The organism is Fodinibius salinus (genome assembly GCF_008124865.1).
GTDB lineage: Bacteria > Bacteroidota > Rhodothermia > Balneolales > Balneolaceae > Fodinibius > Fodinibius salinus.
Map to the genome: position 1 here is coordinate 469486 of NZ_VNHY01000001.1, position 25146 is coordinate 494631.

At 41.1% G+C, this 25146-nt stretch carries 29 protein-coding genes; 9 read left to right on the top strand and 20 right to left on the bottom strand.

The genetic code is table 11. The annotated features are described in order from the left end of the window. Positions 1-5: 5 nt before the first annotated feature. From LX73_RS02060 to LX73_RS02080, 6 genes are all read right to left on the bottom strand, one after another. Entirely contained in the window at positions 6-566 is a 561-nt protein-coding gene (locus LX73_RS02060) for a tetratricopeptide repeat protein (protein WP_148897804.1), read from the bottom strand. Between the two features lie 37 nt (positions 567-603). Next, complete coding sequence (locus LX73_RS02065) at positions 604-1062, bottom strand: dCTP deaminase/dUTPase family protein (protein WP_148897805.1); 459 nt, start codon at positions 1060-1062, stop codon at positions 604-606. Between the two features lie 76 nt (positions 1063-1138). Further along, the gene (locus tag LX73_RS02070; RefSeq protein WP_148897806.1) at positions 1139-1717 is read right to left on the bottom strand and encodes an NADPH-dependent FMN reductase; all 579 of its coding nucleotides are present in this window, start codon (positions 1715-1717) and stop codon (positions 1139-1141) included. A 52-nt stretch (positions 1718-1769) separates the two neighbouring features. Beyond that, positions 1770-2594: a nitrilase-related carbon-nitrogen hydrolase gene (locus tag LX73_RS02075; RefSeq protein WP_148897807.1), complete on the bottom strand. Its 825-nt coding sequence runs from the start codon at positions 2592-2594 to the stop codon at positions 1770-1772. 103 nt (positions 2595-2697) lie between these two features. Beyond that, positions 2698-2874: a YegP family protein gene (locus LX73_RS12890; RefSeq protein WP_170245552.1), complete on the bottom strand. Its 177-nt coding sequence runs from the start codon at positions 2872-2874 to the stop codon at positions 2698-2700. Between the two features lie 155 nt (positions 2875-3029). Continuing rightward, a complete protein-coding gene (locus LX73_RS02080; protein WP_148897808.1) occupies positions 3030-3236 on the bottom strand; it encodes a hypothetical protein in 207 nt (68 codons plus the stop codon). Between the two features lie 353 nt (positions 3237-3589). Here LX73_RS02080 and LX73_RS02085 point away from each other — a divergent pair, with 353 nt between their 5' ends. Then, a complete protein-coding gene (locus LX73_RS02085; RefSeq protein ID WP_148897809.1) occupies positions 3590-4366 on the top strand; it encodes a hypothetical protein in 777 nt (258 codons plus the stop codon). Positions 4367-4532: 166 nt separating this feature from the next. Here the strand turns inward: LX73_RS02085 and LX73_RS02090 are convergent, their stop codons facing one another. The 4 genes from LX73_RS02090 to LX73_RS02105 all read right to left on the bottom strand — a co-directional run bounded on the left by LX73_RS02090 (position 4533) and on the right by LX73_RS02105 (position 8016). Next, complete coding sequence (locus LX73_RS02090; RefSeq protein ID WP_148897810.1) at positions 4533-5273, bottom strand: class I SAM-dependent methyltransferase; 741 nt, start codon at positions 5271-5273, stop codon at positions 4533-4535. 9 nt (positions 5274-5282) lie between these two features. Beyond that, on the bottom strand, positions 5283-6203 hold the full coding sequence (locus LX73_RS02095; RefSeq protein WP_148897811.1) for a DUF1684 domain-containing protein: 921 nt from the start codon (positions 6201-6203) through the stop codon (positions 5283-5285). Positions 6204-6372: 169 nt separating this feature from the next. Then, the gene (locus LX73_RS02100; RefSeq protein WP_148897812.1) at positions 6373-6987 is read right to left on the bottom strand and encodes a hypothetical protein; all 615 of its coding nucleotides are present in this window, start codon (positions 6985-6987) and stop codon (positions 6373-6375) included. Between the two features lie 9 nt (positions 6988-6996). Continuing rightward, entirely contained in the window at positions 6997-8016 is a 1020-nt protein-coding gene (locus tag LX73_RS02105) for a glycosyltransferase family 2 protein (RefSeq protein WP_148897813.1), read from the bottom strand. A 109-nt stretch (positions 8017-8125) separates the two neighbouring features. On the opposite strand from LX73_RS02105, the gene LX73_RS02110 reads away from it, so the two are divergent. After that, positions 8126-8629, top strand: a complete 504-nt coding sequence (locus LX73_RS02110; protein WP_148897814.1) for a metallophosphoesterase family protein — start codon at positions 8126-8128, stop codon at positions 8627-8629. A gap of 169 nt (positions 8630-8798) precedes the next feature. Here LX73_RS02110 and LX73_RS02115 read toward each other — a convergent pair whose 3' ends face one another. From LX73_RS02115 to LX73_RS02130, 4 genes are all read right to left on the bottom strand, one after another. After that, positions 8799-10277, bottom strand: coding sequence for a phytoene desaturase family protein (locus LX73_RS02115; RefSeq protein ID WP_148897815.1), 1479 nt, complete (start codon positions 10275-10277; stop codon positions 8799-8801). 124 nt (positions 10278-10401) lie between these two features. Further along, positions 10402-10941 carry a cyclic nucleotide-binding domain-containing protein gene (locus LX73_RS02120; RefSeq protein WP_148897816.1) on the bottom strand — a complete coding sequence of 180 codons (540 nt, stop codon included), beginning with the start codon at positions 10939-10941 and terminating at the stop codon, positions 10402-10404. A 72-nt stretch (positions 10942-11013) separates the two neighbouring features. After that, positions 11014-13428: a BamA/TamA family outer membrane protein gene (locus LX73_RS02125; RefSeq protein ID WP_246138144.1), complete on the bottom strand. Its 2415-nt coding sequence runs from the start codon at positions 13426-13428 to the stop codon at positions 11014-11016. A gap of 88 nt (positions 13429-13516) precedes the next feature. Continuing rightward, positions 13517-13771: a DUF2795 domain-containing protein gene (locus LX73_RS02130; RefSeq protein WP_148897817.1), complete on the bottom strand. Its 255-nt coding sequence runs from the start codon at positions 13769-13771 to the stop codon at positions 13517-13519. A 191-nt stretch (positions 13772-13962) separates the two neighbouring features. Here LX73_RS02130 and LX73_RS02135 point away from each other — a divergent pair, with 191 nt between their 5' ends. The 6 genes from LX73_RS02135 to LX73_RS02160 all read left to right on the top strand — a co-directional run bounded on the left by LX73_RS02135 (position 13963) and on the right by LX73_RS02160 (position 19517). Beyond that, positions 13963-14193 carry a Sec-independent protein translocase subunit TatA/TatB gene (locus tag LX73_RS02135; protein WP_148897818.1) on the top strand — a complete coding sequence of 77 codons (231 nt, stop codon included), beginning with the start codon at positions 13963-13965 and terminating at the stop codon, positions 14191-14193. 14 nt (positions 14194-14207) lie between these two features. After that, positions 14208-15743, top strand: a complete 1536-nt coding sequence (locus LX73_RS02140; protein ID WP_148897819.1) for an amidase family protein — start codon at positions 14208-14210, stop codon at positions 15741-15743. Between the two features lie 15 nt (positions 15744-15758). Continuing rightward, positions 15759-16526: an SDR family NAD(P)-dependent oxidoreductase gene (locus tag LX73_RS02145; protein WP_148897820.1), complete on the top strand. Its 768-nt coding sequence runs from the start codon at positions 15759-15761 to the stop codon at positions 16524-16526. Further along, positions 16519-17508 carry a M28 family peptidase gene (locus LX73_RS02150; RefSeq protein ID WP_148897821.1) on the top strand — a complete coding sequence of 330 codons (990 nt, stop codon included), beginning with the start codon at positions 16519-16521 and terminating at the stop codon, positions 17506-17508. The genes LX73_RS02145 and LX73_RS02150 overlap by 8 nt, the downstream gene beginning before the upstream one ends. A gap of 249 nt (positions 17509-17757) precedes the next feature. Then, complete coding sequence (gene prmA, locus LX73_RS02155; protein WP_148897822.1) at positions 17758-18603, top strand: 50S ribosomal protein L11 methyltransferase; 846 nt, start codon at positions 17758-17760, stop codon at positions 18601-18603. Further along, positions 18600-19517, top strand: a complete 918-nt coding sequence (locus LX73_RS02160; protein ID WP_170245553.1) for a Ppx/GppA phosphatase family protein — start codon at positions 18600-18602, stop codon at positions 19515-19517. The genes prmA and LX73_RS02160 overlap by 4 nt, the downstream gene beginning before the upstream one ends. Before the next feature lie 53 nt (positions 19518-19570). Here LX73_RS02160 and LX73_RS02165 read toward each other — a convergent pair whose 3' ends face one another. Then, a complete protein-coding gene (locus LX73_RS02165) occupies positions 19571-20044 on the bottom strand; it encodes an outer membrane protein (RefSeq protein ID WP_148897824.1) in 474 nt (157 codons plus the stop codon). 204 nt (positions 20045-20248) lie between these two features. Beyond that, positions 20249-20797, bottom strand: a complete 549-nt coding sequence (locus tag LX73_RS02170; protein ID WP_148897825.1) for a hypothetical protein — start codon at positions 20795-20797, stop codon at positions 20249-20251. A gap of 180 nt (positions 20798-20977) precedes the next feature. On the opposite strand from LX73_RS02170, the gene LX73_RS02175 reads away from it, so the two are divergent. After that, positions 20978-21613, top strand: a complete 636-nt coding sequence (locus LX73_RS02175) for a sigma-70 family RNA polymerase sigma factor (protein WP_148897826.1) — start codon at positions 20978-20980, stop codon at positions 21611-21613. Between the two features lie 66 nt (positions 21614-21679). On the opposite strand, the gene queG is transcribed toward LX73_RS02175, so the two are convergent. From queG to pdxA, 4 genes are read right to left on the bottom strand one after another with little or no spacing between them, the layout of a single operon-like run. After that, the gene (gene queG / locus LX73_RS02180) at positions 21680-22627 is read right to left on the bottom strand and encodes a tRNA epoxyqueuosine(34) reductase QueG (protein WP_148897827.1); all 948 of its coding nucleotides are present in this window, start codon (positions 22625-22627) and stop codon (positions 21680-21682) included. Positions 22628-22685: 58 nt separating this feature from the next. Beyond that, complete coding sequence (gene ftsE, locus LX73_RS02185) at positions 22686-23369, bottom strand: cell division ATP-binding protein FtsE (protein ID WP_148897828.1); 684 nt, start codon at positions 23367-23369, stop codon at positions 22686-22688. Further along, on the bottom strand, positions 23351-24136 hold the full coding sequence (locus tag LX73_RS02190) for a class I SAM-dependent DNA methyltransferase (protein ID WP_148897829.1): 786 nt from the start codon (positions 24134-24136) through the stop codon (positions 23351-23353). The genes ftsE and LX73_RS02190 overlap by 19 nt, the downstream gene beginning before the upstream one ends. Further along, positions 24133-25137: a 4-hydroxythreonine-4-phosphate dehydrogenase PdxA gene (pdxA, locus tag LX73_RS02195; protein WP_148897830.1), complete on the bottom strand. Its 1005-nt coding sequence runs from the start codon at positions 25135-25137 to the stop codon at positions 24133-24135. Before pdxA ends, LX73_RS02190 begins: the two co-directional genes overlap by 4 nt. Positions 25138-25146: the final 9 nt, after the last annotated feature.

A 25146-nucleotide genomic window follows, 5' to 3' on the forward strand; every position in this document is an offset into this window, starting at 1 on the left:
TAAAATTAACTTTCAAAGTATTGGCTAACCATTTGCTGTGCCTGATCATAGCCCATTTTATCTGCTTTCCTTAAATCTTTTTCTGCCAGCTCAAACTGATTCAAAATAAGGTAGCTGCACCCTCGGTTAAAGTAGGTAGCAGCATTATCTTTGGTCAGTGCTATAGATTTGCTGAAGTGGGTAATAGCTTGTTCATGATCATCTAGATACTGAGCACTAATTATTCCCATAGAGGTATGTGCCGGCGCATTATCATTATTCAGTGCTATTGCTTTTTGTAATTGGTTCAGCGCCTTCTCGTATTCATCTTGTTGGTGGTAAAAGTTACCCAGGATTTGGCGTAATATATCATCTTCAGGTTGCTGCTCAACCGCAAATAAGAGAAAATCCTTTATGTCGGTGGCATCATCTTCTTCAATTTTTATCAATGCTTTATTTTGTAAGGCTCTGGCATGGCTAGGTTCTCGGTTTAATACTTGGTTGAAAAGGCGAAGTGCTTGTTCGCGATTATCATTATCGAGATACCTTTCTGCCCGGTCGCAAATTTTTTCAGTTCTTTTACCCATTAGTATTATAATACCTATTAAAAATTATGATAATTAATTAGTCAGCTAGCAAGTACAGTGTTGCTAGCCGTGCATTTTCTTTGATACTACAACCAGATTTAGGAACCTTAAATGTAATTTCAATTCGCTTATTGGCTGAGTTATTTTTAATAATAGATGTGTTGGCAATCAATCCCGCTTTTCGAGCATGAGGATGAAGACTCAGCAGGGGAGCAGCCTGTTTAGACGTGTTAAGTTCTTCGTTCATTACTGCATTATACATTCCTTCGGATAATTCCCACCATCCATAGTCGTCATCGTCATTTCTTTTTTGAGGAATGATAGTTTCTTCCTGAGCCGCTTCAAACTCACTGCCTCCAAAGTCCAGTGCTCCCTTTTGGGTGAGTACAGAAATGCTGGAAACTGTTAAATCAAAGTGATCCTCATGTTGTTGCGTGTCTTGGTGGATGAAAGAGTCTATGTATTTGGTCAGTTCATCGGATGTAATAAAATGCATAGTCGGTTACCCAGAGGTTATTTAATTTTACGTAATAATATAACAAAGCATGCGCGGCATGATGAATCTATTATCCCTAATAAGGGGTATCATGCTCCCGTTCCTTTTTTAAAGCTCGCAGATACCATTCAAACTCATCTAAAAATTGGGCAGATCGTTTATAGTAGGCGTCATCGTTGGGGATCCCATCTTTGGTGAATGCTTCCGTAATTTTGGGGATAGGGAGTATAGATGGGATACTACTCATTCCCATCTCAGCGAGCATACTTCGTAGCTGCATAGCTGCCCGCACGCCACCGAAATGTCCTTTTGAATAACAAACTATGCCCGAAGGTTTAAAGAAATATTCTTCTAAAAAGTGATCCAGCAAATTAGAAAGAGCGGGAGGGATGCTATGATTATATTCCGCAGAAACGATAATGTAACCATCAGCCTTCCTGATAATTTGCGCTAGCTGCTCAAGCTTATCAGGAGCCTCTCCATCCTCAAACTCTTTGTACATTTTATCCAATAATGGCAAATCAAAGTCGGTGGGATCCACCAGCGTAGCATCATGATCGCGATTGATACATTGTTCAGTGATGAACCGAGCTGCCCGCATACCTTTTCTATGGTGACGTACTGATCCGTAAATTACTGCAATATTATAATCCATGATATTTACCTGAGGTTAATTGGTACAGTTTTAAAAAATGGAGAAGCTAAATTTACTTCCTATTTAACCAGCTTCCATACAGTTCGGGACGCCTATCGCCTAAAAACAGTTTTTTGGCGTGAGACTGAGATACCTCATCCAGGTCTATTGAACAGTAAAGGATTTCTTCGGTACCTCCTTTAGCTTCAGCAATAACTTCTCCCGATGGATTACAAACGAAGGATTCTCCCGCGAAAGTAAGTTTAGGTTCGTTCCCCACACGATTGCAGAGTGCAGTAAAATATCCGTTTTGAAAAGCTGCTGTGCGTAACTCCGACTGGTAGAGTCCTTCCGGCCATTCACCCACAGCGCCGGCCTGTGGCACAAACACGATATCAGCACCGGCCAAAGCCAGGGCACGCATGTACTCGGGATAATGCCGATCATAACAGATAGCTACGCCGATATTGCCAAATGGAGTTTCATAAACCGGAGCTCCGGAATCCCCCGGGGTATAATACTGCTGTTCGTGGAAGCAGGCATAATCGGTAATATGCACCATGCGAGTTGTACCCAGTATAGATCCGTCAGTATTAATGACCGGAGAACTGTCATAAGCCTTGTCTCCGGCTTTTTCGTAAAGATTTAATATGAGGACCACGCCAAACTCTTTGGCCAATTCAGAAAAGGCCTGTGTGGTAGAGCCCGGAATCGGTTCGGCATTTGAGATGGGGTTCTCAGGATTATTGAACTGTGGGTAGAAGGGTTCAAATGCAAGTTCAGAGAAACAAATAATATCAGCACCGGATTTTGCTGCCTGCCGGGCATTTTGCAATCCCTTTTCTATATTTTGGGATTTATCTGTTGAGCAACTTTGCTGGATGAGTGCAATTTGCATGGGTAGAGACTTAATCTAATTATTGAGAATAGAATATTGATATAAATATAAAAAGCTGCCCACCGTCAATGATGAGCAGCTTTTCGTTTTACTATCACAAAAATTAGTAAGAATTACTGCGGGTATAGCTTGTGCAGCTTCCGTTTTCTTTTCCGTCTTTCTTTGCATCTTCTTTTGTTTCAAATCCGCCGTTGGAGTAGGCTTCAATATCACCGTTTTTTGCAGTTTGTCGCCATCTCCATTCTCCGTGGGCGTCCTGATATAATTCACATCGTGGCATAAAAAATATCTACCTTATTAGTATTCTTATGATCTGTTTAGCACCCAAAATAGTTTTGGGAGCTTTAGTAAAGGTGCAAAAAAAATCGCAGATTTCGAAGTAAAATTGCGGTTTCTTTTCGTGTCTAACGATTCCAAATATACAATATAAATGCGTTAATTATTCTCCGGAAGCAGTTTAAAGTCATAATCCACATTATCCTTCACTTCTAATCTCGGCAGATCGATAGGCACGTCATGTTCTTCGGCTTCCTTTTCAAGCGCTGTATAGTAGGTTCTTGAAACCAGCAGCCGTTTATATTCTACTCCTTTATCGTAAATATAATCTGTAATTGCATCACGCAGGCGATCCATCTTTTCCATGGTAAATAGGTGATCTATAGATTATTATTCTTTGTTTAAAAGCATAACTTAACATTATTTACGAGCGGTTCAAGATAAAAATCTGTTGTGTATAAAAGGTTTAAGCAGTAGATTAAAATATTGAATGTATAGCTTGTGATATTTCATAAGGTCCAAAAAGAAATAGGATACTTGATATGGAACTGAGTAAAATATTTTTAGCTCTTATCACAGATACACTTATAATCTTTGCAGTAGGAACGGTAGCCTCACTGTAAGGACACTCATTAGCGGGGCCTGAAAGTAGGTATAGCTTGCTTTGGAGTATACCAAAAGTATGGTATCATAAATATATCTTTGAATCTAACTAAATTATGATGGCTAAATTAACTAAAAATCTTCGTATTGTACTTCCAATACTATTAGCTGGAGTCTTATTGATTGGTTGTGAAGCCAGACAAGAAAATAATGCTCAAAAAAATACTGTATCTACTGATAAGGCAAATAAAGTTGTGCAGAATTCTGATCCTAAGGCATTGGCTATAGCTGATAGCGTAATTGAAGCAATGGGAGGTGCACAGGCGTGGGAGGAGACGAAAGTTATTCGCTGGAATTTCTTTGGCCGGCGAACACATACCTGGGATAAAGAACAAGGCCGTGACCGTATATCAATACCCGGGCAAAATATGGAGATAACCCTTGATCTGAAATCCAAAGAGGGAACGGTTGTTAAAAATGGCGAACCACTCACACAACCTGATTCAGTGCAAAAATATCTCGAAACAGGATATAGTATGTGGGTTAATGATTCATATTGGCTGGTGATGCCGTTCAAACTTAAAGATCCGGGCGTTTCATTGGGGTACATGGGGTTGGATACCACTCGGGTCGGAACACCAGCGCACAAGCTTAAACTCACCTTTGGCGATGTGGGGATGACACCCGAGAATAAATATCATGTTTATGTGGATACAACAGATCACCTGATCAAGCAGTGGGCATATTTTTCTAAGGCATCAGATGATACTGCTCGATTTGTTTTGCCGTGGAAAGATTATAACCGATATGGTAATATTTTACTAAGTGGAAATCGCGGCTCAAATACACTTTCGGATATTGAGGTGTTGGAGGAATGGCCTTACAAACAGTAGGGGGATTTGCAAAACGAAAGATTTGGTCACTTCGATTTTAAGTATCCGGCGGGGAATGCTCTGGTTTAGGTATTGCTCAAGCTGTTAGATACAGGTTGAGAATAAAGATGATCTTCATTTCAACTATTCACCTTCTTGGGGTGATGCAGTAATAATTGGAAAAGTACTATTCATTAATCTGTCCCAGTCGAAGAAATATGGGGAATTGGACTTCAAAATTCTGCGGATTGGTAATTTTTGCTTCTAACTTTTTAATGGTTTTGTTTATGGGATTATAATCCTGCTCGGTTTTTATCTTTTGAATGGCTGACCAAGAATTAAAATACCCTTCCAGCTGATTGAGTGTCCACTGGTACGTATTTATGATGTGCGGTGTGGCAATTTCATCAAACGGAAAGGGAATAGTTTTATATTCTTCATCGAGATAGGTGCGGTTTTTGTCGTAATAAGTTCCAAACGCTTCTTCATATAGCTCATCAATAATAGGGTTAGCTGCCGCATTGACCCGTACCATGCCGTAACCAATTACTGCTAACAGCGCATCGTGTTTGGCTACGCGTCGAACCTCTTGATAAAACTGATCAACATTAAACCAGTGGATGGCCTGTGCTACTGTTATTAAATCAAATTTATTTTCAGCTAACTCTGAATCTTCGGCACGGGCTATTTGGTATTGAATGTTATCCTTTTTGGGAGCATGTGACAGCTGTTCTTTACTAATATCGGTAGCTAAGACTTCATCAAAATGGTTGGAAAGGTATTTTGCTACTTGCCCCGAACCGGTGGCACAATCCCATGCGGACTTATTTGAAGCAATATGATTAAAAATAATGTCATACATGTCCTCGGGATAATCGGGACGGTACTTGGCATAAAGGTCGGCTTGTTTTGAGAATCGAGAAGCCATAAGCGCTCTTTATTTGTTGTTATACATTTTTTCGCCAGCGGTAATTTTTACATCCAGACGGTTTTGCGTGGGCGGCAGTGGACAAGTGGCAAAGTTGGTAAATACGCAGGGTGGATTGTAGGCTTTATTAAAATCGATGTGGGTGATGTTGTTTTCGTCTGGAGTCGAAACATACATATATCGTCCTCCGCTGTAGGTGCTTTCACCGTTGGTTTGATCCCCGAAAATGATAAAAAACTCCTCATCGTTTTCCGGGTGTCCCAGTGGGGAAATCGAATAGTCTTGTCCATTGATATTAAACTCAAGCATACCGTATAAACTATCCTGATAGACTTCTCCCATTACATCGGGGATAGAAATAACTTTGGGCTTATCAAAGGGAATAAACTGTGCTTTTTTGCGCCAGCGCTTTGTTACGGGAAAATGCTTTATCCCGCTAAACGAAGTCAGGTTTGGGTGGTCGGTATCCTTAAGTCGCAGATAATAGGTGCCGCGTCGCTCAATGATATACCATAGCAGATCATTATGCCGAAGGGTAGTGGGTTCATCCTTTAAGTCGGTTTGCAATTGCATGGATGAAATGCGGCTGGTGTCATGCATAACGGTGATACCTTGTTTGATCTGAACACCAAATGAGCTGTCCTTTTTGGTAATGGTACCTATTTGTGCCGCAGCTTTGGCTGGAAATATGATATCATTGGATGAGTCGGCTCCAAAGGTATGAGTTCCGTCCGGTAGAGTATATAAACCGGCAAGTGTAAGCCAGCTGTCCTCTTCAGTTAATGAGCTGGCACGCTGCTGATGCCATTTTCGAATCTCTTGTTGATACTGTTGGTCGGTTTGTTGATCGGGGTTGTTACTGCAAAAGGTAGTGACAAACAAGAGAGGCAGAGAAATAAGGAGCAAAGATGGAAATTTGATCTTATTCATTTTTTAATAATGTATTTATAAAAGTTAAAAGAATATTTTTTTTAACTCGATTCCCTAATCTCTCTTCCCAAAGGAGGGAAAGTCTTGGCAATTATCCTACCTACTGAAAGCGGAGATTAAGAAAGGTTAAGAATCATATGCCAGCTCTTAATGCTAGCTTCGCAACTAATTACTGATCTACATCCAACTCAATGGCTACTTCTTCGTATTGTTTATGGAATATGGGTACTAGCATACTCCAAAGATAGCAAATAATACCTATGATCATGAATATCACGCCAAAGGTGATGTCATGTTCCAAGGCACCCATTTGAGTAAGCAGGTTATGCCAGTCATGAGATTCTTGGCCGAGCCCGCCAATAAGGGGCAGTTGGGCGGCTCCACCATCAGCGGCATAGGCAGCTATATCCATCCAGCTGTATCCCAATAGCACCAGTGAAAATTGCATACCAATATTTTTTTGATTAACCCAGCAAAAGAATACGATAGCGGATGGGAGTAGTATTTGAAACAGAGATCCTCCTAAAATTGTGATAAAACGAATACCGAAAATACTAAAGAAGGTATGTCCGGCTTCATGGGTAATCAGTAAAAAGGTATGTACACATAAGTGAATGATGTTTAAAGGGAAGGGATAGTCGTAGTTGTAAGAGTAAAAAATATTGTACTCCAGGGCCCAGTAATAGTGGTGGATGGAGTAGATAATGAAGGGTAACAGGAGTAGCACTCCCCACCAATTCTTTAAAAAATAGATGCCCCAGCTTTTAAGTTTTTCGGTATTCATTACATTAAATCACCTAAGGTTACAGAATGTTTTTATACCTTTGACAAAGTATTGAAAAATGATGCTAACTTGTTGTATTGTAGGGGGATCGGAGTGGGTGGTACGACTATTTTGTAAGGTTGACCGCTTTTGACTTGTGGCCGAAAACGATCGCCAAAAATCCAGATGTGCACGGGCAATTGCTTTGTATTCTTCCCAGTTGCCGGTTACTAAAGATCGCAGAGCGGCGATAAAGTCGAGCAGGTAGCGACCTCCGAATCGCCAAATCAAGCTTTTACTGCTGCAGTTTTTCCACAGCATGCGCAGATTATTTCGATAGTTATAATATACTTTTCGTGGAGATCCCATAGCCATTGATCCGCCACCCAGATGGTAAACGGTACTTTTAGGGGTGTATTTGATGTTGTAACCGGTATTCCAGAGTCGCCAGCAGAGGTCAATTTCTTCCATATGGAACTCAAAATCCTCATCAAAACCGCCCAGGCTTTGAAATTGTTGCTTTCGAACTGCAAGTGCCGCACCGCTGGCCCAGAAAATGTCTGTTTCATTGTCGTATTGTCCCTGGTCTTTTTCAATGGTCTCAAACAAACGTCCTCGGCAAAAGGGGTAACCAAAACGATCGATGAATCCGCCTGCAGCACCGGCATACTCAAAATGATCAGGCTGTTTATCTGCAAGCAGTTTAGGTTGTACGGCTGCAGTCTGTTCATTTCGTTGGAAACAGTCGGCTATACCATCTAGCCAGTCAGGCTCTACACGAACGTCATTATTTAGGAACAGCAGGATTTCGCCATTGGCATAGGGTACAGCCCGGTTATTGCCTCCGCAGTATCCGTAATTTTCATCCAGGGCTGCAATCTTCACTTCTGGAAAATGTTCTTGTACCCATGCTTTGGATCCATCATCAGAGGCATTATCAGCCAGTATTATTTCGTAGTTGGGATAGCTGGTGGCTGCCACGCTGGGCAAATAGTTTTTAAGGTGGCCTAGCGCATTCCACGAAACAATGATGATACTAAAAAAGGGCATATTTTGTTTTTAATGACGAAGAATTTGTGTTGTTTGATGTGCGATTTGCTTTTACCTTGTACAAGCAAATCACGTTGATACTCGAGCTGAAAATCGTAAAGAATTATCTATGATCAAAGTTGGACTTATTTCGGATACACACAGCTATTTTGATCCCCAGATACGGGATTTTTTTGATGGCCGTGATGAAATTTGGCATGCCGGAGATTTTGGCACCTTAGAGGTTGTTGATCAGCTAAACGAGATTGCCCCGGTAAAGGGGGTTCACGGTAATATTGACGGACAAGCAATCCGAAGGGAGTTCCCAGCACATCAACGATTTGAGATTGATGGTATTAATTTTTGGATGACGCATATCGGGGGCACATTGGGACGCTATTGTCTGCCAATAAGAGAGGAGATTGCAGAAAGTCCACCGGATGTATTTATTTGCGGACATTCGCATATTCTGAAAATTGGCCGTGACCAGGACCACGATAAAATGCTTTTTATAAATCCAGGTGCTGCTGGCCGACACGGTGTTCAGATATACCGCACTTGTGTACGCTTTACGATCCAAGACGGAACAATTGAGAATGTGGAGGTTATTAATTTGGGGAAACGAGGGGAATAATCTGTAGATTGTATTAAGTATCAAGTAAATAGTATAAGATACTGAGCAACAATAAATTATAGGATGCAAAAGAAATATAAATAGTATAAAGAGGGGCATATTCTGAAGACGTGATCTTTTGGAGTATCACGTTTCTAGCATCCAGAGTCTAGTGACTAACAGTCTGAAATTAGGTTTCATACCTGTCAATAAGATTTACGGCATGAAAAGCAGAAAGGGTAACAAGTGGAATTCCGCCTCCGGGATGTGTACTTCCGCCAACGAGATAAAGTCCATCTATGGCTCGGGATTTATTACGGGGCCGCATAAATGCTGCGAATTTACTATTCGAAGAAGTACCGTAAATACTGCCGCTGTTGCTCCGATACATCTTGTAAAAATCGCGGGGGGTAATGGTTTGGGAATATACAATATGGTCTTCTAAATCTGTTAATCCACGTTCTTGCAACGTGCGAATAATATGATCTTGATACTGTTGGGTTTGTTGGTTATCCCATCGATAATTATCGGTTAAGTAAGGGGCGTTGACTAATACAAAGAGGTTAGAACCTCCATCCGGGGCATGGTCAGGATTTGTCTGTGAAGTGTTGGCAATGTAGATTGTCGGGTCGTCGGGCATCACCTTCTGGTCAAAAATATCCTGAAATTCTTGCCGGTAGTCTTGTGAAAAGAATATATTGTGGTGGGTAAGCCCATTATATTGTTTGTCGGTTCCCAAGAGCAGTACAAAGCCGGAACAGGAGGGCTCAAGAGTATCCATTTTGTTCTTTTTGCGGGATGAAAGTTCATCCTCGTCAAGTAAGTGCCGATAGGTCTCATAGGCATCGGCATTTGAGACAACTAAATCAGCAGGGTAGCGATGTCCCGATGTATCAACCAGCTCCCTGACGCTGTCGTTTTGTGTAGTAATGTGAGAAATATCTACATTGTACTTCAGTTGCACGTCAAATTTATTGGCAAGTTCGATCAGTGCTTCAACAAGGGCGTACATACCACCGTTGATATAGTATCCTCCCATGGTTAATTCTACATAGGGGATGATATTGAGAGTAGCCGGAGCCTGAAAGGGAGAGGAGCCATTGTAAGTGGTAAATCGTTTAAAGAATTTTCGTAGTTCAGGGGATTTAAATTTTTGATCAATACTTTCTGCAACCGTGTTAAAGGCATCAATTTTAAAGAAATCTATGGGATTAAGTGATAATAGATCGGATAGTTCATAAAGCGGATTAAAAAGAAAAGCGTCTTTAGTGTGTTCATAAATTTGTTCAGAATAGGATAAAAATTCTTTGTAGGATTGGACATCATCAGGTGCAAAATCTTGAACTTGGGCTATATTTAAGCTTGTATCTCGATAACAGTCGAATTTGACTCCCTGTGGATAAAAATACCGGCAAATGGGATCGGTAGTTTGGATGTCTAAGAAATCATCCATATCCGCATCACACTGGTTAAACAGTCTCTCGAGGATAAAGGGCATTGTAAGTAGCGAGGGACCAATATCAAATCGGAAATCCTGCGCGTGGATTTCGTTTATTTTACCGCCGGGAGTGCTGTTTTTTTCTAAGACAGTAACAGTATGTCCTTGTTTGCCCAGCAGACAAGCAGTAGCCAAGCCCCCGAGTCCAGCACCAATGATTTTGATATTCATGCGTTATGTAATAATAAACTTTGCCTGGGCATTAAAGATCCCCAAAGTGGCAAAATTTAGATTTAGTTGCCTGTAGCGTTGTATTGGGACGCAGGGGATGGGTTTGAAATTACGGATTTGATTCTTATTCATCTTCTCCGGTAATGTAGGTCCCAAACTGTAGAGCAAAAGCATGTTCAGGAGTACTTACTTCTTTAAGCTCATTTGTTACAATTTCCAGTTGTTTCATTGCAATCATTGCCAGAGTCTCCATAAACTTAACAGCAATACTTGGATGTCTCTTTTTGAGGGTTTCAAAATCTGGTTTAAAGAATCCCATTAAGATACAGTCAGTCAAGCACTTAGCACTTGATATTCTGCGCAGTTCATATCCGATGGAGAGGGCTCCAAAACTTTCGGGAGCTGTAATGGTGCGGCTTTGTTTGCTGTCGTCACCGTCAGACTTATGTTCAACAATAAGTTCCACTTTACCGTCTTCAATAAAATACATGCCTGTACCGGGATCACCCTGATAATAAATATGATCGTTTTTTTTGTACCGTCGTCGGTGGCAATACTGCAAAAATTCGGACCGTTCCAGAGTTGTTAAATTTTGAAGAAACCTGGAGTTAAAAATAATTTCGCTCTGATTTTTGAGCTTATTGAACTTTTCGGATCCCAGCATAGCAGATTGTTAGGTTATAAAGTTTGTTCCGTACGGTAATTAGATATGCAATATATTAACTGAAGGTGTTTTTCAAAACGAATGTCCAATTCCAAAGCTAAAATATAATTTTTTGTCCTCAAACCATCCCTGTTGCAGATCATGTATCCGAAATGCAAAGTCAAAACGAGCTACTACATATTCCCAGTCGAGACGAATGCCTAATCCGGATCCAACTGCTATTTGTTTATAAAACTCATCAAAATGAAATTTACCGCGTTCGAGTAGTTGCTCACGCTGTGATTGATTGGGGATGTTATTCATTTGGGATTGTCCGGATGGGAACTCCGTTTTCGGTCCATACCAAATATTGCCGGCATCTGTAAACCAAGCGGCAATCCAGTTGGCCGAAATAAAGTCTCGGATAAAACGCTGCCGCACTTCAGTTTGAGCTAGCAACTTTATCTCACCTCCGTTAATGGTAACATTGTCAAGGGCAATGCCACCAGGTCCCAGGCTATATATATCCCATCCGCGGATGTCATTACTACCTCCTGCGTAAAATCGCTGGTTGAGAGGGATAGAATTGCTGTTTCCATAAGGTATTGCGACCCCAAAAAATCCGCGATAGGCAAATACGCCGTTATTTGAAATGGGTATATATTCACGGTAATCGGCAGTTCCTTTTACAAACCTGCTGTATGCAAGACTGTTTTGACTGTTGGGAAATATTGGTGGCAAGTTTCCCTCAACGGTATCGGGAGTAATGATATACCGGTCACCCAAATAGGGCAGGTTGCCGCCTAGGGCAATAGAATATTCACTAAAGTAACCGTAATTTCGCTTGATGAGATTTGTGCGCTGGCTCCGGAATGTATACCGCAATATAGATGAAACCTGGGGACGAAAATCTTCGAGGATCCGTTGGTATTCAAAGGAATTTTCGCCGAAGTCCTCGCGCAGTGACTGACGAAATTGTGGGGAGGGGTCGGTATCTAATAAGTCAAGTTCAATAAGATCTAAATAGCTGGAAAAACGTTCATTATGGTCCACCTCATACCGCAGATTGAAACGAATATCGGAGTTGATATCAAACAGCAGCTGATTAGATCGGCTAAATGATAGGCTATATCGGGTGCGACCATTCAGGAAGTTAAGGTTATCGTCCAGGGCGCGGAATGGAAAGGTTAAACGGGGTAGTGAGTATTCTAGACGAGACTCAAAATTTTGAAAAAAGCGTCCATTGAATGATTGAGTAGATGAGTCTGGTACAATATCGGCAATAGTATTGGAACTAACGTACTCGAAGCTACCGTTAACACTTAGCTGAAGGTTCTCAGCCTTCCCAAATAAATTGTTATTAGTATATGTAAGCCCCGCACCGGATCCGAAGCCGTATCTTTTCATTCCAAAAATATTGAAGTTGATGGAATGCTTGGGCAATGTCTGAAGGGTAAAAGTTACCGGAATTTGCTCTTTGGAGTAGTCGGGCAGAGAACCATCTTCACTTAAACTAAACTGTTGAATAGTGAGCATCCTCAAATTCTGAAATTCGTTAACCGTTCGTATATATTGGGAGTTGTCGAACGTATCGCCCGGTTTAAATAAAATCTGGTCTGTTAATAAGCTAAACTTTGTTTGAGCTGAGCTTTCCTTCTGAAGAAATATTGCATTATCTCCAGCAGTAAGGGAAGATTTTCGTACTGTATCTTGTTGATTATATGTCAGTGTATCGTCTGGGCCGGCCAGCGAAATGCGAAGGTCGCCAAAGGTATATTTTGGACCGGCATTTATCTTGAAAAGGCCATCTAGTGTAAACTGATCAGTTGAATCGTGCTTTATGAGTATCTTTACCGAATCTCTTTGTACCGAAGCGTGCCCATTATTTCTCAGAAAGGTGATAATACGATTTCGTTCCTTGGCAAGTTTTTTTTCGGAGTACTGCTTGTTGACCGCATATGTGGAATCGTTAATACGACCTTTAGTAAGGGGACTGTCTTTAAAAAATTTGCTTACTTTAGTGGTATCCTTAAAATCGGGAAGTCCCGAATAGGAGAGCGATTGGATAGAATAGGCGTTACCCTCATCAATTAAAAAAGAAACTTCAATCTTGTCTTTTTTGAATTCAACGACATTCGTATCTACTGTGGCGTCAAGATAGCCTACTGTCTTGTAATATCGTTTAATTCGTTTGATATCGTTGCCTGTGGTAGATCGGTTGAACAGAGCAGGACGTTCGCCAAATTTACCGGTAAGCTTGAAGATGAAATACCAGGGCGTAAAACGGGGAATGCCGAGAAATTCTCTGTTGGTCTTAGTACGTATTAATGTTTCCAGCGTGTTGTCCTTCACATTATCGTTCCCTACAAAACGTATAGCCCGAACGACGTTGTCAGTGGTGTCATTTTCTGTAGCATTTGTTTGGGCAATAGTAATAGCAGGAAGAGCTACCAGTATTATAGCTGATAGATACAGTATAGATTGTAAGGTCTTAGCACAATCCTTCAAGGGGGCAAAGATATTATAAATTCAAAAAAAACGGTTGCATGCTATAATAACATGCAACCGCCAGAAGATAATCTTATTACACTAATATTTAAACGTCGTCGTAATTAAATCCTTCATCGTCTTCGTTGTGAAAGAAGTCCTCCTTACTGATATAGTCGGGCCAGATATCTTCTATACCTTCGTAAACAACATCTTCTCCCTGTTCGATTATTTCGAGTTCATGTAAATTATCGAGTACTTGTTGGGGACTCCCATTTCGTTCTGCCCATTCGATAAGTTCATCTCGAGTAGCGGGAAATGGGGCTTCATCTAAAGCAGCCGCTAATTCAACGGTCCAAATCATAAATAATGTTTCTTGTTTTTAGTTCAAGTTCAATTACATAACCAAGCACCTTAAGAAAAGGTTTCATACATTAAATGCAAGTCAATTTTTAGTGAAAATGCAATTATTTTTTCGATTGATTTACTCAAAGATCTACAAAATTATTCTTATCTTCTGCTTTGAAGATAAATATTAATTAAATATCAGCAAATATGGGCGGTACATTTGGTGGCATGGAAATTCTAATTATCCTGTTGGTGGTCCTACTCTTTTTTGGAGCAAAGCGCATTCCCGAGTTAGCTCGTGGTATTGGGCAGGGCATTAATGAATTCAGAAAAGCCTCAGACGAAATTAAAAAAGAGCTTAAGGAAGGAAAAAAGGAAGGTATTTCTTCGTCAGAAACTTCTGAAGAAGACAAATCAACAGAAAGTAAAGCTAATTAAACCATACCAGATCGTTGCATTCTACAACTTTTACCCAGATCCGAGAATCGCTGTCATCAGGTGAGGAAACACTTTCGGATATCGTATCACAGTACATTGACAATATTGAAGATAAGAATGATGAGATTAATGCCGTTATCAGCATTGACAAAGAACGGGCATTAGGGCGTGCAAATCAGATCCAACAGCGCATTGAAGACGGTTCGGCCGGCAGTCTTGCGGGTATGGTCGTCGGAGTTAAAGACTTGATATGTGAAAAGGATATACAAGCCACTTGCGCTTCTAATATTTTATCTGACTTTGAAAGCATCTATGATTCTACCGTTATAAAACGTCTTCGAGATGAAGATGCTATTTTATTGGGACGCTTAAATATGGATGAATTTGCAATGGGTTCATCTACTGAAAATTCTATTTATGGCCCAACGCGAAATCCCTCTGACACATCCAAGGTAGCCGGTGGATCATCGGGTGGAAGTGCAGCGGCTGTAGCAGCTGATTTTTGCACTGCTTCTTTAGGGTCTGATACGGGTGGTTCCATTCGACAGCCGGCATCGTATTGCGGCGTTGTAGGATTGAAGCCAACATATGGACGCGTGTCACGTCACGGACTGATTGCTTTTGCTTCTTCTTTTGATTGTATTGGTCCATTAACGCATTCAGTAGAAGATGCGGCTATTTTGTTACAGACTATAGCCGGTTCTGACGAGCACGATAACACGTCCTCGAGCAGAGCGGTTCCTGATTATCAGCAATTTGTTAAAGATCCGGATGTGAATATAAAGATCGGAGTTCCGGAGGAGTACTTTGGAGAAGGACTTGATGATGAAATTCGTGAGGGTATTGAACAAAAATTGGATTCACTTGAAGAGTCAGGAGCCGAGCTGGTACCTATCCATCTGCCACATATGAAATACAGTATTGCGACTTACTACATTTTAGCTACCGCCGAGGCTTCGAGCAATCTGGCTCGGTACGATGGCATTCGATATGGGCATCGTGCTGATATTGAGGAGGTGGAGCAGGAGTTAAAAGAAGAGAAGCAGGCCCTTGAAAAAGAACTTAAAACGGCAACTGGAGAGGAGCAAGAAGAGGTCAGCTCCCAGATCCAAGATATTGACTCGTCACTAATCCGATTGTACAAAAAAAGTCGTACAGAGGGATTTGGACCGGAAGTAAAACGTCGAATTATGCTGGGCACATATGTGCTTAGTGCGGGTTATTATGATGAATATTATGGCAAGGCCCAGAAAGTGCGCCGATTGATTAAGCAGGATTTTACGGAGGCCTTTGAAAAGGTTGATGTCATTGCGTCACCAACGGCACCTACTACTGCTTTTGAGCTTGGGTCGAAGAATGAAAATCCGATGCAAATGTATCTAAATGATATTTATACCACATCAGCGAATTTAGCGGGAATTTGTGGACTTAGCGTTCCTGCAGGTACTGATTCGGATGGTTTGCCGTATGGTCTACAGTTTATGGCTGATACTTTCGAAGAAGGTAAATTATTTAATGCAGGTCGGCTGATAGAACAGCTACCAGAATAGAAAAGGTATTATACTATGAGAAATCGTCTAGAAGAAAAGTGGGCATTCATCACCGGTGCAACAGCGGGTATTGGTAAAGCTACGGCTGAGCTTTTTGCACAGTCTCAATGTAATGTAGTTATCAATGGTCGCCGTAAAGAACGTCTGGAGAATTTAAAGAATCATTTACAAGAGGAGTATAAAGTAGCGGTAAGAATAGCTTGTTTTGACGTCCGTAACCGGGAGGCTATTTCTGATTGGTTATCTGCCTTTGATCAACCTATCGATATTTTAGTTAATAATGCCGGATTAGCTCGTGGGGTTGATGCGGTTTTTGATGCCCAGTTTGACGATTGGGATGATATGATAGATACGAATATCAAAGGGGTACTTAATATGACGCGGCTTATTGCACCGCAGATGAAAGAACGCAACAGCGGACACATCATTAATATTGGATCCATTGCGGGACATGAAAGCTATGACGGGGGATCTGTTTATTGTGCAACCAAACATGCTGTTAAAGCTTTTACCGAATCTACCAAAAAAGATCTTCACGGTACTAAGGTTCGGGTCAGCATGGTATCACCGGGACTGGTAGAGACTGAATTCAGTAATGTACGTTTTAAAGGCGATGATGATCGTGCTGACGAGGTTTATGATGATATGCAACCCCTTACTGGCCAGGATATTGCCGAAGTTGTACACTTTATTGCCAATCGTCCGCCTCATGTAAATATTATGGATTCCATCGTCTTTCCTGTTGACCAATCTTCTTCATCAATGGTTTATCGGGATGAGTAAACTGCGCTATGCCATAGTCTTTCTTATTTATGGGTTGGTGATAGGCTGCGGTGCTGGTTGTGAATCTAAAAACCAACTCACTTTTGAGAAACAGGGCAGAAATGTACCTTCCTTTAATGCCGACAGTGCCTACCATTTTATTGAGCAACAAGTTACAATGGGGCCACGAGATCCCAATTCTAAGGGGCATAAGCAGACCAAGCAATATTTATTGAACAAACTTCAATCCTATGCTTCAGATCAAACCGTTTATCCCCAGAACTTCTCTGCAGAGGGTTATGAGGGGGAAACACTGGAGCTTACGAATATTATTGCTGCTTTTAATCCACAGGCCACAGACCGGATCATGCTTTGCGCGCATTGGGATACCCGTCCGCGAGCCGACAGGGATACGATAAACACGCAAGAACCTATTTTAGGAGCTGATGACGGGGGTAGTGGCGTTGGAGTATTATTGGAGCTTGCCCGCCTTTTTGAGCGTCACAATCCGCCCATAGGCGTAGATATTGTGTTGTTTGACGGTGAGGACTATGGCAAGGAGGGAACTCTGTCAAAGTACTTTTTAGGATCCCGCTATTGGGTTAAAAATCCACCGGTGCCGGGCTATAAACCTCGTTTTGGTATTTTGTTGGATATGGTAGGAGGAAAGGCTGCCCAATTCCCACGTGAGGAGTATTCCATGCAATATGCCCCAGGGCTGGTCAGTGAAATTTGGGGCATAGCAGACAACATGGGCTATAGCAATCTGTTTTTGGATAAATCAGGCAGTGCAGTTTCTGATGATCATGTGATTATTAATAGAGAATTAGGTATTCCCACTATCAACATCATCAATCATACGGTTACCTCTGATGGTGCTGAATTTGCTCCATATTGGCATACTCACAATGATGATATGGATATCATCCAAAAAACTACATTGCAAAAAGTTGGCCGTGTAGTGGCCGAGTTGATTTATAATAGGATAGAAACCGATTCTTAGGAAGTTTTCTTCTGCTACGTTTTAAAATTTAAAGAGCAGGACTAAATCATTCTTTTCAACCTAATACCTGGGGCAGGTAATAGCTCATTAAAATCTTGTTTTAATTTTCAAATAGGTTTCTTTTGGGCAAATAGCTTGAACTGATAACTGGTGATAAATATAAAGAAAGATTAACCTGTTATTTTTATACATTCTAGTATATAAATGATTGTATCAGGGCAAGCTACTCAGTATATCTATTGATACCTAATGATGCAATATGTAAAGCTGGTTATTGAAATTTCAGAAATTCATCAGGAAAGCCTGATTGCTGAGCTTTTTGAGATGGACTTTACCGGCTTTGAACAGCGCGGAGGACAAATCATCACTTATATTGAAGAAAAGAAGTACAACCACTCCCAGAAAAAGCGTATTGAGCAGTTGTTGGCTACTTATCCCCAAGAAGGCTTCATCGAATCTGAAGAAATCATTGCGGATCGAAACTGGAATAGGCAGTGGGAACAAACGTTAAAGGCACAGACCATTGGGAAGTTCTTCGTTAAGCCTACATGGAGCAGGGAAAAATGTCCAAACAATAAGATATTACTTGAGATCGATCCCAAGATGTCCTTTGGCACCGGCTATCACGAAACTACACGCCTTATGTTAGAGGCATTACCATCTATTGTTACCAATGGTGATCATGTTATTGATGCAGGTACCGGTACGGGCATTCTGGCTATTGCAGCCGTAAAATTGGGCGTATCTCGTGTATTTTCATTTGATGTTAGCGAGTGGAGTGTTAACAATGCCCGTGAAAATATTTTGCTTAATGATGTTGCTGATGCTGTGACGGTGAAACCTGGATCAACTGAGGAAATTCCTGATAATTGTAGTGCCGATGTACTGTTAGCAAATATAGAGCGTAACGTGATTTTGTCAATGGTTCCTGACTTTAAAAAAGTTCTAAAACCCGAAGGTCAGTTATTACTATCAGGATTGTTACAAAAAGATCTAGACGTTATTTGTGATAGGCTGGGAGATGATTTTGAGGTCACAGATATAGCCCAGAAAAATGAATGGATCAGTATTCATGCAAATCGAATAGTTTTATGAAAGCTTCTATTGATATTGGTACAAATACCGTGTTGCTTTTGGTAGCTGAGGCCGAAGGTGACCGGCATATTCGAGTCGTTGAAGAGCAGGAACGCACGCCGCGACTGGGCAAAAATGTAGATGGTACTAATATTCTTGATGAGGATGCAATTGCCCGGACGATTGATGTGCTACTTGAATTTAAGTCGTTGCTCAATAAAGATTATTCTCATATAGAAGAGACTGTTGTTACAGCTACTAGTGCGGTGCGGGATGCTGGGAATCGTGCTTATTTTTTAGAACATGTTAAGAGTGAGACTGGATTTGAAGTGCAAGTATTGAGCGGGTCCGAGGAGGCTCAATATGCCTATTATGGAGCACAAAGTGTATTGTTAGGGGGCAACTTAAACCCCAGTAAAACCATTATTGATATAGGCGGTGGCAGTACCGAGATAGCATTGGGTAGTGAAGGTACTATTTCAGATTATCATTCTTTTGACATGGGATGCGTACGATATACCGAGCGCTATTTGGTGGATGATCCTCCAACCAGTGGACAGATACAATCGTGTAAAACGGCCATTGCAGATATGCTGATTCATCATCCGTTTGAGATATCTGGAGATACTTCTCTCATGGGAATTGCCGGCACTGCAACTTCACTAGCCTTTATAGAACAATCTCTTAGTAAATATGATAGGAATGATATTAATGGCTACCGTATTTCTTTGAATGATTTGGAGAGACGTATTTCGTTTTTACAAGAACTGTCGGCTAACGAGATTAGAAAAGAATACCAGTCCGTTATGGAGCACCGCGCAGATATTTTTCTTGCAGGATTACTGATCCTAGAAGGATTTATGAACAAATATGATTTGGAGGAGATAGTTGCTTCAACCGGTGGGGTAAGGCATGGAGCAATATTATTGGCTTAAAATAAAAAAGGTCCCGAAAATCGGGACCTTTTTTAAAGAAGTTGATTCGAAAATTATAATCCGAATCGCAAACCAGCAGAAATGTCAAACTGATCGAAATTGCTTACTGCATATTTTGCCTCAGTAAAGAAAGAACCAACGCCTATTCCAAATTCCGCACCGGCACCTAAGTTTAATCCGATTTCGGAATTACTAACAGTAACAAATTGGTTACTAACCGACTGTTTTGCATAGTTAAGTCCTGCTAAAGCATATACGCTTGTTGAAGCTTTAGAAACAAAAAGGTAATGAAGATTGGCATTTAACTCCCAGAAATCAGTATTGTCGGGGAAGAAAAATTTAAAATCAACAGCTCCTCTGAATTGATCCGAAAAGCCAGCGACTGCACCACCTTGGATACCGATAGCTTCAATTTGTGTACCATAAGTAGCACCCAAGCCGACTTTAAAGTCTTGCGCTTGTGCATTATTGTTAAAAAATAAACCGATCCCTACGATTAAAAGGGAAACTGTAAGTAGTTTTTTCATAGTATTGTTGTTCTGTTTGATTTAGTTTTGATAAGTTAAATTTAACTTTACTCAGAACACTAAGGATACCCCTACAACCCATTTTCCACAATGGTGTTAGTTCTCCCTTGGTTCTTGAGCTAATTGTAAAAAGAATTAATTTTATTCACAAATAAGAGTTCTTTTTAAAAGTAACCCTAATATTATTAGGATATCATACAATAGTTAAAGTTTAAAAGCTACACCAATATTTAACCAGCCCCAATTATTACCGAGTTCAGCATAAGCTCCTAATTGTTCAGAAAAATAATAACGGGCTCCTAAGTGAAAAGCAGCTACCATACCGCTACCTACATTACTCGAGACAAACGAATTAGAAAAACTGTAATTTCTGTAGTACAGTCCTAGCCCGCCATACAAGTCAAGGTTATCATTTCCCAGCTCCAGCAGCTCATTAAAGTGGTACGAGCCTTTACCACCTATATATAATATGCTTACACCACTACCTGATATAAACCCAAAGTCACCGCCAACCCCAATGATTCCGGTTTCAAGATCGGCGACACCGTATTCGGCACCGGCTCCCAACGGCAGTCCCAATCCTCCGCCTCCAAAGGTTGAATAGGTTGCTCCCAAGCCAATGCCGGCATTAATAACTAAGTCGCCCTCTTGAAAGGGGTATGAGGTTGCCATATTATCCTGGGCATTTGTGCTGTAAGCTGAAAAGAGTGTAAATCCTAATATTAACCATCCGTATGTAAGTAGCTTTTTCATAGTTTGTATTTGTATGTTGGATTAAAAAGAATAAATAGTTCGTTAAACATATAATATGCGTAAAAATAAATTAAATTGGGTCATATTTTATTAATATTTTTTATAAAGGCCAATGGGAATAACGATAATGATTCACTATGTTTAGCATTTTAATGGAAGTTAATATTTGCCAGACACTTTATGCCCGATCAGAGTACCGAAAAGTCTGAAAATTATTCACCCAGAGAAAATGCCTCAGAAAGTAGCTTAGAGGACGATTCCTTAGTAAAAAAAGCTAAGGGAGGGGATGAGCAGGCATATAGTCAACTAGTAGAAAAGTATGAACGGGCCCTGTTTTATCATATCCTAAAAATGGTGAATGATCGAGAGCAGGTAGAGGATTTGGTACAAGAAACATTTGTAAAAGCTTTTGACAATCTTGATACGTACAGCACAAACTATGCCTTTTCGACTTGGCTGTATCGTATTGCTACCAACCACACTATCGACTACCTGCGCAAGAAAAAATTAAATACTCTTTCGATTGATAGTCCGGTTAAAACCAAAGAGGGCGAAATGGAGATGCAGCTACCGGATGAGTCTGCAAGTACTGATCGCAAAATTATACAGAAACAGCGGCAGAAGATTGTTCAACAGGCTATACAGGATTTACCCGAGAAATATCGCAAGGTGATTGAACTTCGTCACATGGAAGAAAAAAGTTATAAAGAAATTTCGGAAGTACTCGATTCGCCATTAGGAACAGTTAAAGCCCATATTTTTAGGGCACGTGAGCTGTTATATAAGGAACTAAAAGATAAGAAAGGGCGGTTTTAGTAATCTGGGCTCAGATGTGAAGTATGAAACGCCTGTCATTTTTTAAATTTTACGTTTGTCTTATCATTAGTCACCTTTAATATTTGCTGCTGCAGCTGCGACGTTGTCTTTATATTTTTCAAATTTAGCCCGCCGTATTGCACTCCCCTCAAAAAGAGCATCATACTGCTTGATATCCAGTTCTTCCCAAAAATTAATGTCGTGATTAAGAATTTTGTCCCGTGGGGCCAAATCTTCCATTTGTCCGTATTGGGCATTCCGATTCCAGGGACATACATCCTGGCAAATATCACAGCCAAACATCCAATTGCCGAGATCATCGCGATGTTCGTCGGGAATTTCCTCTTTAAGTTCAATAGTTAGGTATGATATACACTTTGTTGCATCTACGCGATAGGGCTCGTAGATGGCGTTAGTGGGACAAGATTCTATACAACGGGTGCAACTGCCACAGTGATCTGTAACAGGCGTATCATACTGAAATTTGGCATCCACGATCATTTCTCCGATAAAGAAAAATGATCCTAAATTTTTGTTTAGGATATTAGAGTTTTTGCCCATCCAGCCAAGTCCGGATCGTACCGCCCAGGCTTTGTCGAGTACGGGGGCAGAATCTACAAAAACGCGTCCTTCTAGTCCGCCCAATAGTTCTTCAGTTTCGGCAAAAAGTGCTTTCAATTTCTTCTTATACACTTTGTGATAATCACGGCCCTGGGCATACTTTGCAATTTTGGGACTATTTTCTTGTTCTTGCTGCTGTTCGTGTTTGGGATGGTAATAGCTGCCAATAACAGATACCACTGATTTTGCGCCCGGTACCAGCTTGGTAGGATCTACCCGCTTATCAAAATGGTTAGCCATCCAGCCCATTGTACCTTGGCGATCTTGGTTGAGCCACTCTCTGAGCCGGCGTTCCTCAGTTTCCAGCCGTCCGGCTTTTGCAAATCCACAGGCATTAAATCCGAGCCGAAGAGCGGCTTCACGTACCTTTTGTGTCCGTTTTCTTAAATTCATAGTATAGTTAAATGGCTATAGGATTGGTCTTATAAAGTCAAGCATACCAATAACTAAATCATAAATTCTTTGGATCAACTTCTTTGGTTTTCCCATCCTGTAATTTTAGCGTACGCCGCGGATATTCCTTTACGGTATCGTAGTCGTGGGTGACCATGAGCACTGCCATACCGCGGTTATTGATTTGTTTGAGCAGCTCCATAATTTCGGCCGAAGCTCCGGGATCAAGGTTACCGGTAGGTTCATCAGCCAGCATAATACGTGGTTCGTTAGCTAAGGCTCTGGCAATAACGACGCGCTGTTGCTCGCCGCCGGAGAGATCTTCGGGCATATTTTTACGCTTATGACTTAGTCCCACCATGCCCAGTACTTCTAGTACGCGTTGTTTGATATAGCTATTTTTTTCGCCAGTCACCTTTAAGGAAAAAGCTACATTTTCATAAACCGTGCGATCGGGCAACAATTGGAAATCCTGAAATACAATACCCAGCCGGCGCCGAAGGTGCGGTACTTTTTTATCTTTCAGGGAAGTGACTTCAAGTCCTGCTACCTTTACAGAGCCACTGTCAGGCAACAAGTCGCGATAAATAAGCCGCAAAAAAGAACTTTTACCGGCACCAGTTTCACCAATAAGATAGGTAAAATCACCGTTTTCAAGATTAAAATCGAGATCATCGAGTACTGTTCGATGACTGTATGAGACACTTACATTTTGAAATTCTATTACTGAGTGTTGGGACATTGCAGGACCATTGTGATTCGAAGACTCTGTTCATCGGCTTCCTCAAAATCAAAGCCGTCATATTTTGCACGTATGTTATACGTGCTTTCGTTGATAATATCAAGCATTTGTTGTAGGGTGTATGCCCGCTGTTGATGTGTTTCTCTATATTGCTGGATTACCGTCTCTTGGTCATCTGCCAGTTCCTCAATCTTAAAACTGTTTGTATGGATTTGCTTATCGGGATTATAGCTGCTTTCTCTGATAAAGCGGTATCCATCATCTGTATATCCCTCTTCATCGTCAAGGTAGTCAATGGATTTAACTGAGTTTTTGGGAGTTGTAAAATCAAAAATAAGCAGGCTATTGGGCGCAAGTACCTTTTGCGTTTGGGATAGAAATTGCTGCACTTCATCTGCGCTCTGTAGGTAATTAATGCTGTCAAATATTGAGACCACAACATCAAATGTGCGGTTAATGTTGATGTCTAGAAAATCCATTACTTGGAATTGAATAGCATTATTGGATTTATCCTTCTTTTTGCGGGCTTTGGCAATCATTTCGTGAGATTTATCGGTGGCCAGAATTCGGTAATCATCAATTTGCCGCAGGGCATAAGAGAGGGAGCCGGTACCACAGGCCAGCTCGAGTACAGTTTGGGGATCAGGATGATGCTGAAGCATTAGTACATCAATAAAGTCGGCCCAGAGTCCGTAATCAACATCTTCCATGAGCGTGTCGTAAACATCTGCCAGCTTGGTATATTCACTGCCTTGGGTGTTTGTCATAGAGATACGGTTTGCTTTGCACGATGTTTGGACAACATATCTGCCAGTTTATAAGCCTGCTTGAACGAAGATGGATTAGCTTTATGCTGACCGGCAATATCAAAGGCAGTACCGTGATCGGGTGAAGTTCGGATGATTGGCAGACCTGCCGTAAAATTGACTCCTGCACCAAACGAGAGTGTTTTAAAAGGGATTAAGCCTTGGTCATGGTACATTGCCAGAATGCCATCGTAATTCTCATATTTTCGATTACCGAAAAAGCCGTCTGCCGGATGAGGACCGCTGGCATCGATATTTTGCTGACGAGCATTATTAATAGCCGGACTAATAATTTTGGTTTCTTCACTGCCTATAATACCGCCGTCACCTGCATGGGGATTCAATCCCAACACCGCGATTTTGGGGCGGGCGATAGAAAAATCTTTTTGCAGACTCTGGTTCATAAGAGAAATCTGATGGGTAATATCATCTACGGAAAGAGAGCTTGCTACATCTTTTACTGGAATATGAACGGAGGAGAGCCCCACTCGCAAATCATTATTGACGAGCATCATCATAAATTCATCAGTATCGGTTTGTTCAGCTAAAAATTCGGTATGCCCGGGGATGTTATATCCTGCAATGTTTACAGCTTCTTTAGAAATAGGAGCAGTAACTATTGCATCAGTTGTACCGTTCAGGCAAAATTCAATAGCCTTTTCGACAGCCAGCATAGCACATTTGCCGGATTGTTTGGTAAATGCTCCTGGTTCGATGACGGGACTTTCATCTTTATAGGGATTTAGGACATTAATTGCGTCATCTCTAATATCTTTTGCTGTCTGGGCCAGATGATATTTGATTTTAGAATCTAAATCCGATTGATAAAAATCAATAACACTTGGCGAGCTTAGGATAACAGGGGTTGTATTGCTATCTTGTTGGTCAGAAAGTGTTTTTAAGATGACCTCCGGACCAATGCCGTTAAAATCACCTCCGGTTATGGCTATACAGTTATTCATCAAAAATAT

What these genes read in the sequence shown, in the direction of transcription:
- LX73_RS02060 (WP_148897804.1), bottom strand. Translation starts at nt 566, where the DNA reads ATGGGTAAAAGAACTGAAAAAATTTGCGACCGGGCAGAAAGGTATCTC.
- LX73_RS02065 (WP_148897805.1), bottom strand. Translation starts at nt 1,062, where the DNA reads ATGCATTTTATTACATCCGATGAACTGACCAAATACATAGACTCTTTC.
- LX73_RS02070 (WP_148897806.1), bottom strand. Translation starts at nt 1,717, where the DNA reads ATGGATTATAATATTGCAGTAATTTACGGATCAGTACGTCACCATAGA.
- LX73_RS02075 (WP_148897807.1), bottom strand. Translation starts at nt 2,594, where the DNA reads ATGCAAATTGCACTCATCCAGCAAAGTTGCTCAACAGATAAATCCCAA.
- LX73_RS12890 (WP_170245552.1), bottom strand. Translation starts at nt 2,874, where the DNA reads ATGCCACGATGTGAATTATATCAGGACGCCCACGGAGAATGGAGATGG.
- LX73_RS02080 (WP_148897808.1), bottom strand. Translation starts at nt 3,236, where the DNA reads ATGGAAAAGATGGATCGCCTGCGTGATGCAATTACAGATTATATTTAC.
- LX73_RS02085 (WP_148897809.1), top strand. Translation starts at nt 3,590, where the DNA reads ATGATGGCTAAATTAACTAAAAATCTTCGTATTGTACTTCCAATACTA.
- LX73_RS02090 (WP_148897810.1), bottom strand. Translation starts at nt 5,273, where the DNA reads ATGGCTTCTCGATTCTCAAAACAAGCCGACCTTTATGCCAAGTACCGT.
- LX73_RS02095 (WP_148897811.1), bottom strand. Translation starts at nt 6,203, where the DNA reads ATGAATAAGATCAAATTTCCATCTTTGCTCCTTATTTCTCTGCCTCTC.
- LX73_RS02100 (WP_148897812.1), bottom strand. Translation starts at nt 6,987, where the DNA reads ATGAATACCGAAAAACTTAAAAGCTGGGGCATCTATTTTTTAAAGAAT.
- LX73_RS02105 (WP_148897813.1), bottom strand. Translation starts at nt 8,016, where the DNA reads ATGCCCTTTTTTAGTATCATCATTGTTTCGTGGAATGCGCTAGGCCAC.
- LX73_RS02110 (WP_148897814.1), top strand. Translation starts at nt 8,126, where the DNA reads ATGATCAAAGTTGGACTTATTTCGGATACACACAGCTATTTTGATCCC.
- LX73_RS02115 (WP_148897815.1), bottom strand. Translation starts at nt 10,277, where the DNA reads ATGAATATCAAAATCATTGGTGCTGGACTCGGGGGCTTGGCTACTGCT.
- LX73_RS02120 (WP_148897816.1), bottom strand. Translation starts at nt 10,941, where the DNA reads ATGCTGGGATCCGAAAAGTTCAATAAGCTCAAAAATCAGAGCGAAATT.
- LX73_RS02130 (WP_148897817.1), bottom strand. Translation starts at nt 13,771, where the DNA reads ATGATTTGGACCGTTGAATTAGCGGCTGCTTTAGATGAAGCCCCATTT.
- LX73_RS02135 (WP_148897818.1), top strand. Translation starts at nt 13,963, where the DNA reads ATGGGCGGTACATTTGGTGGCATGGAAATTCTAATTATCCTGTTGGTG.
- LX73_RS02145 (WP_148897820.1), top strand. Translation starts at nt 15,759, where the DNA reads ATGAGAAATCGTCTAGAAGAAAAGTGGGCATTCATCACCGGTGCAACA.
- LX73_RS02150 (WP_148897821.1), top strand. Translation starts at nt 16,519, where the DNA reads ATGAGTAAACTGCGCTATGCCATAGTCTTTCTTATTTATGGGTTGGTG.
- prmA (WP_148897822.1), top strand. Translation starts at nt 17,758, where the DNA reads ATGATGCAATATGTAAAGCTGGTTATTGAAATTTCAGAAATTCATCAG.
- LX73_RS02160 (WP_170245553.1), top strand. Translation starts at nt 18,600, where the DNA reads ATGAAAGCTTCTATTGATATTGGTACAAATACCGTGTTGCTTTTGGTA.
- LX73_RS02165 (WP_148897824.1), bottom strand. Translation starts at nt 20,044, where the DNA reads ATGAAAAAACTACTTACAGTTTCCCTTTTAATCGTAGGGATCGGTTTA.
- LX73_RS02170 (WP_148897825.1), bottom strand. Translation starts at nt 20,797, where the DNA reads ATGAAAAAGCTACTTACATACGGATGGTTAATATTAGGATTTACACTC.
- LX73_RS02175 (WP_148897826.1), top strand. Translation starts at nt 20,978, where the DNA reads ATGCCCGATCAGAGTACCGAAAAGTCTGAAAATTATTCACCCAGAGAA.
- queG (WP_148897827.1), bottom strand. Translation starts at nt 22,627, where the DNA reads ATGAATTTAAGAAAACGGACACAAAAGGTACGTGAAGCCGCTCTTCGG.
- ftsE (WP_148897828.1), bottom strand. Translation starts at nt 23,369, where the DNA reads ATGTCCCAACACTCAGTAATAGAATTTCAAAATGTAAGTGTCTCATAC.
- LX73_RS02190 (WP_148897829.1), bottom strand. Translation starts at nt 24,136, where the DNA reads ATGACAAACACCCAAGGCAGTGAATATACCAAGCTGGCAGATGTTTAC.
- pdxA (WP_148897830.1), bottom strand. Translation starts at nt 25,137, where the DNA reads ATGAATAACTGTATAGCCATAACCGGAGGTGATTTTAACGGCATTGGT.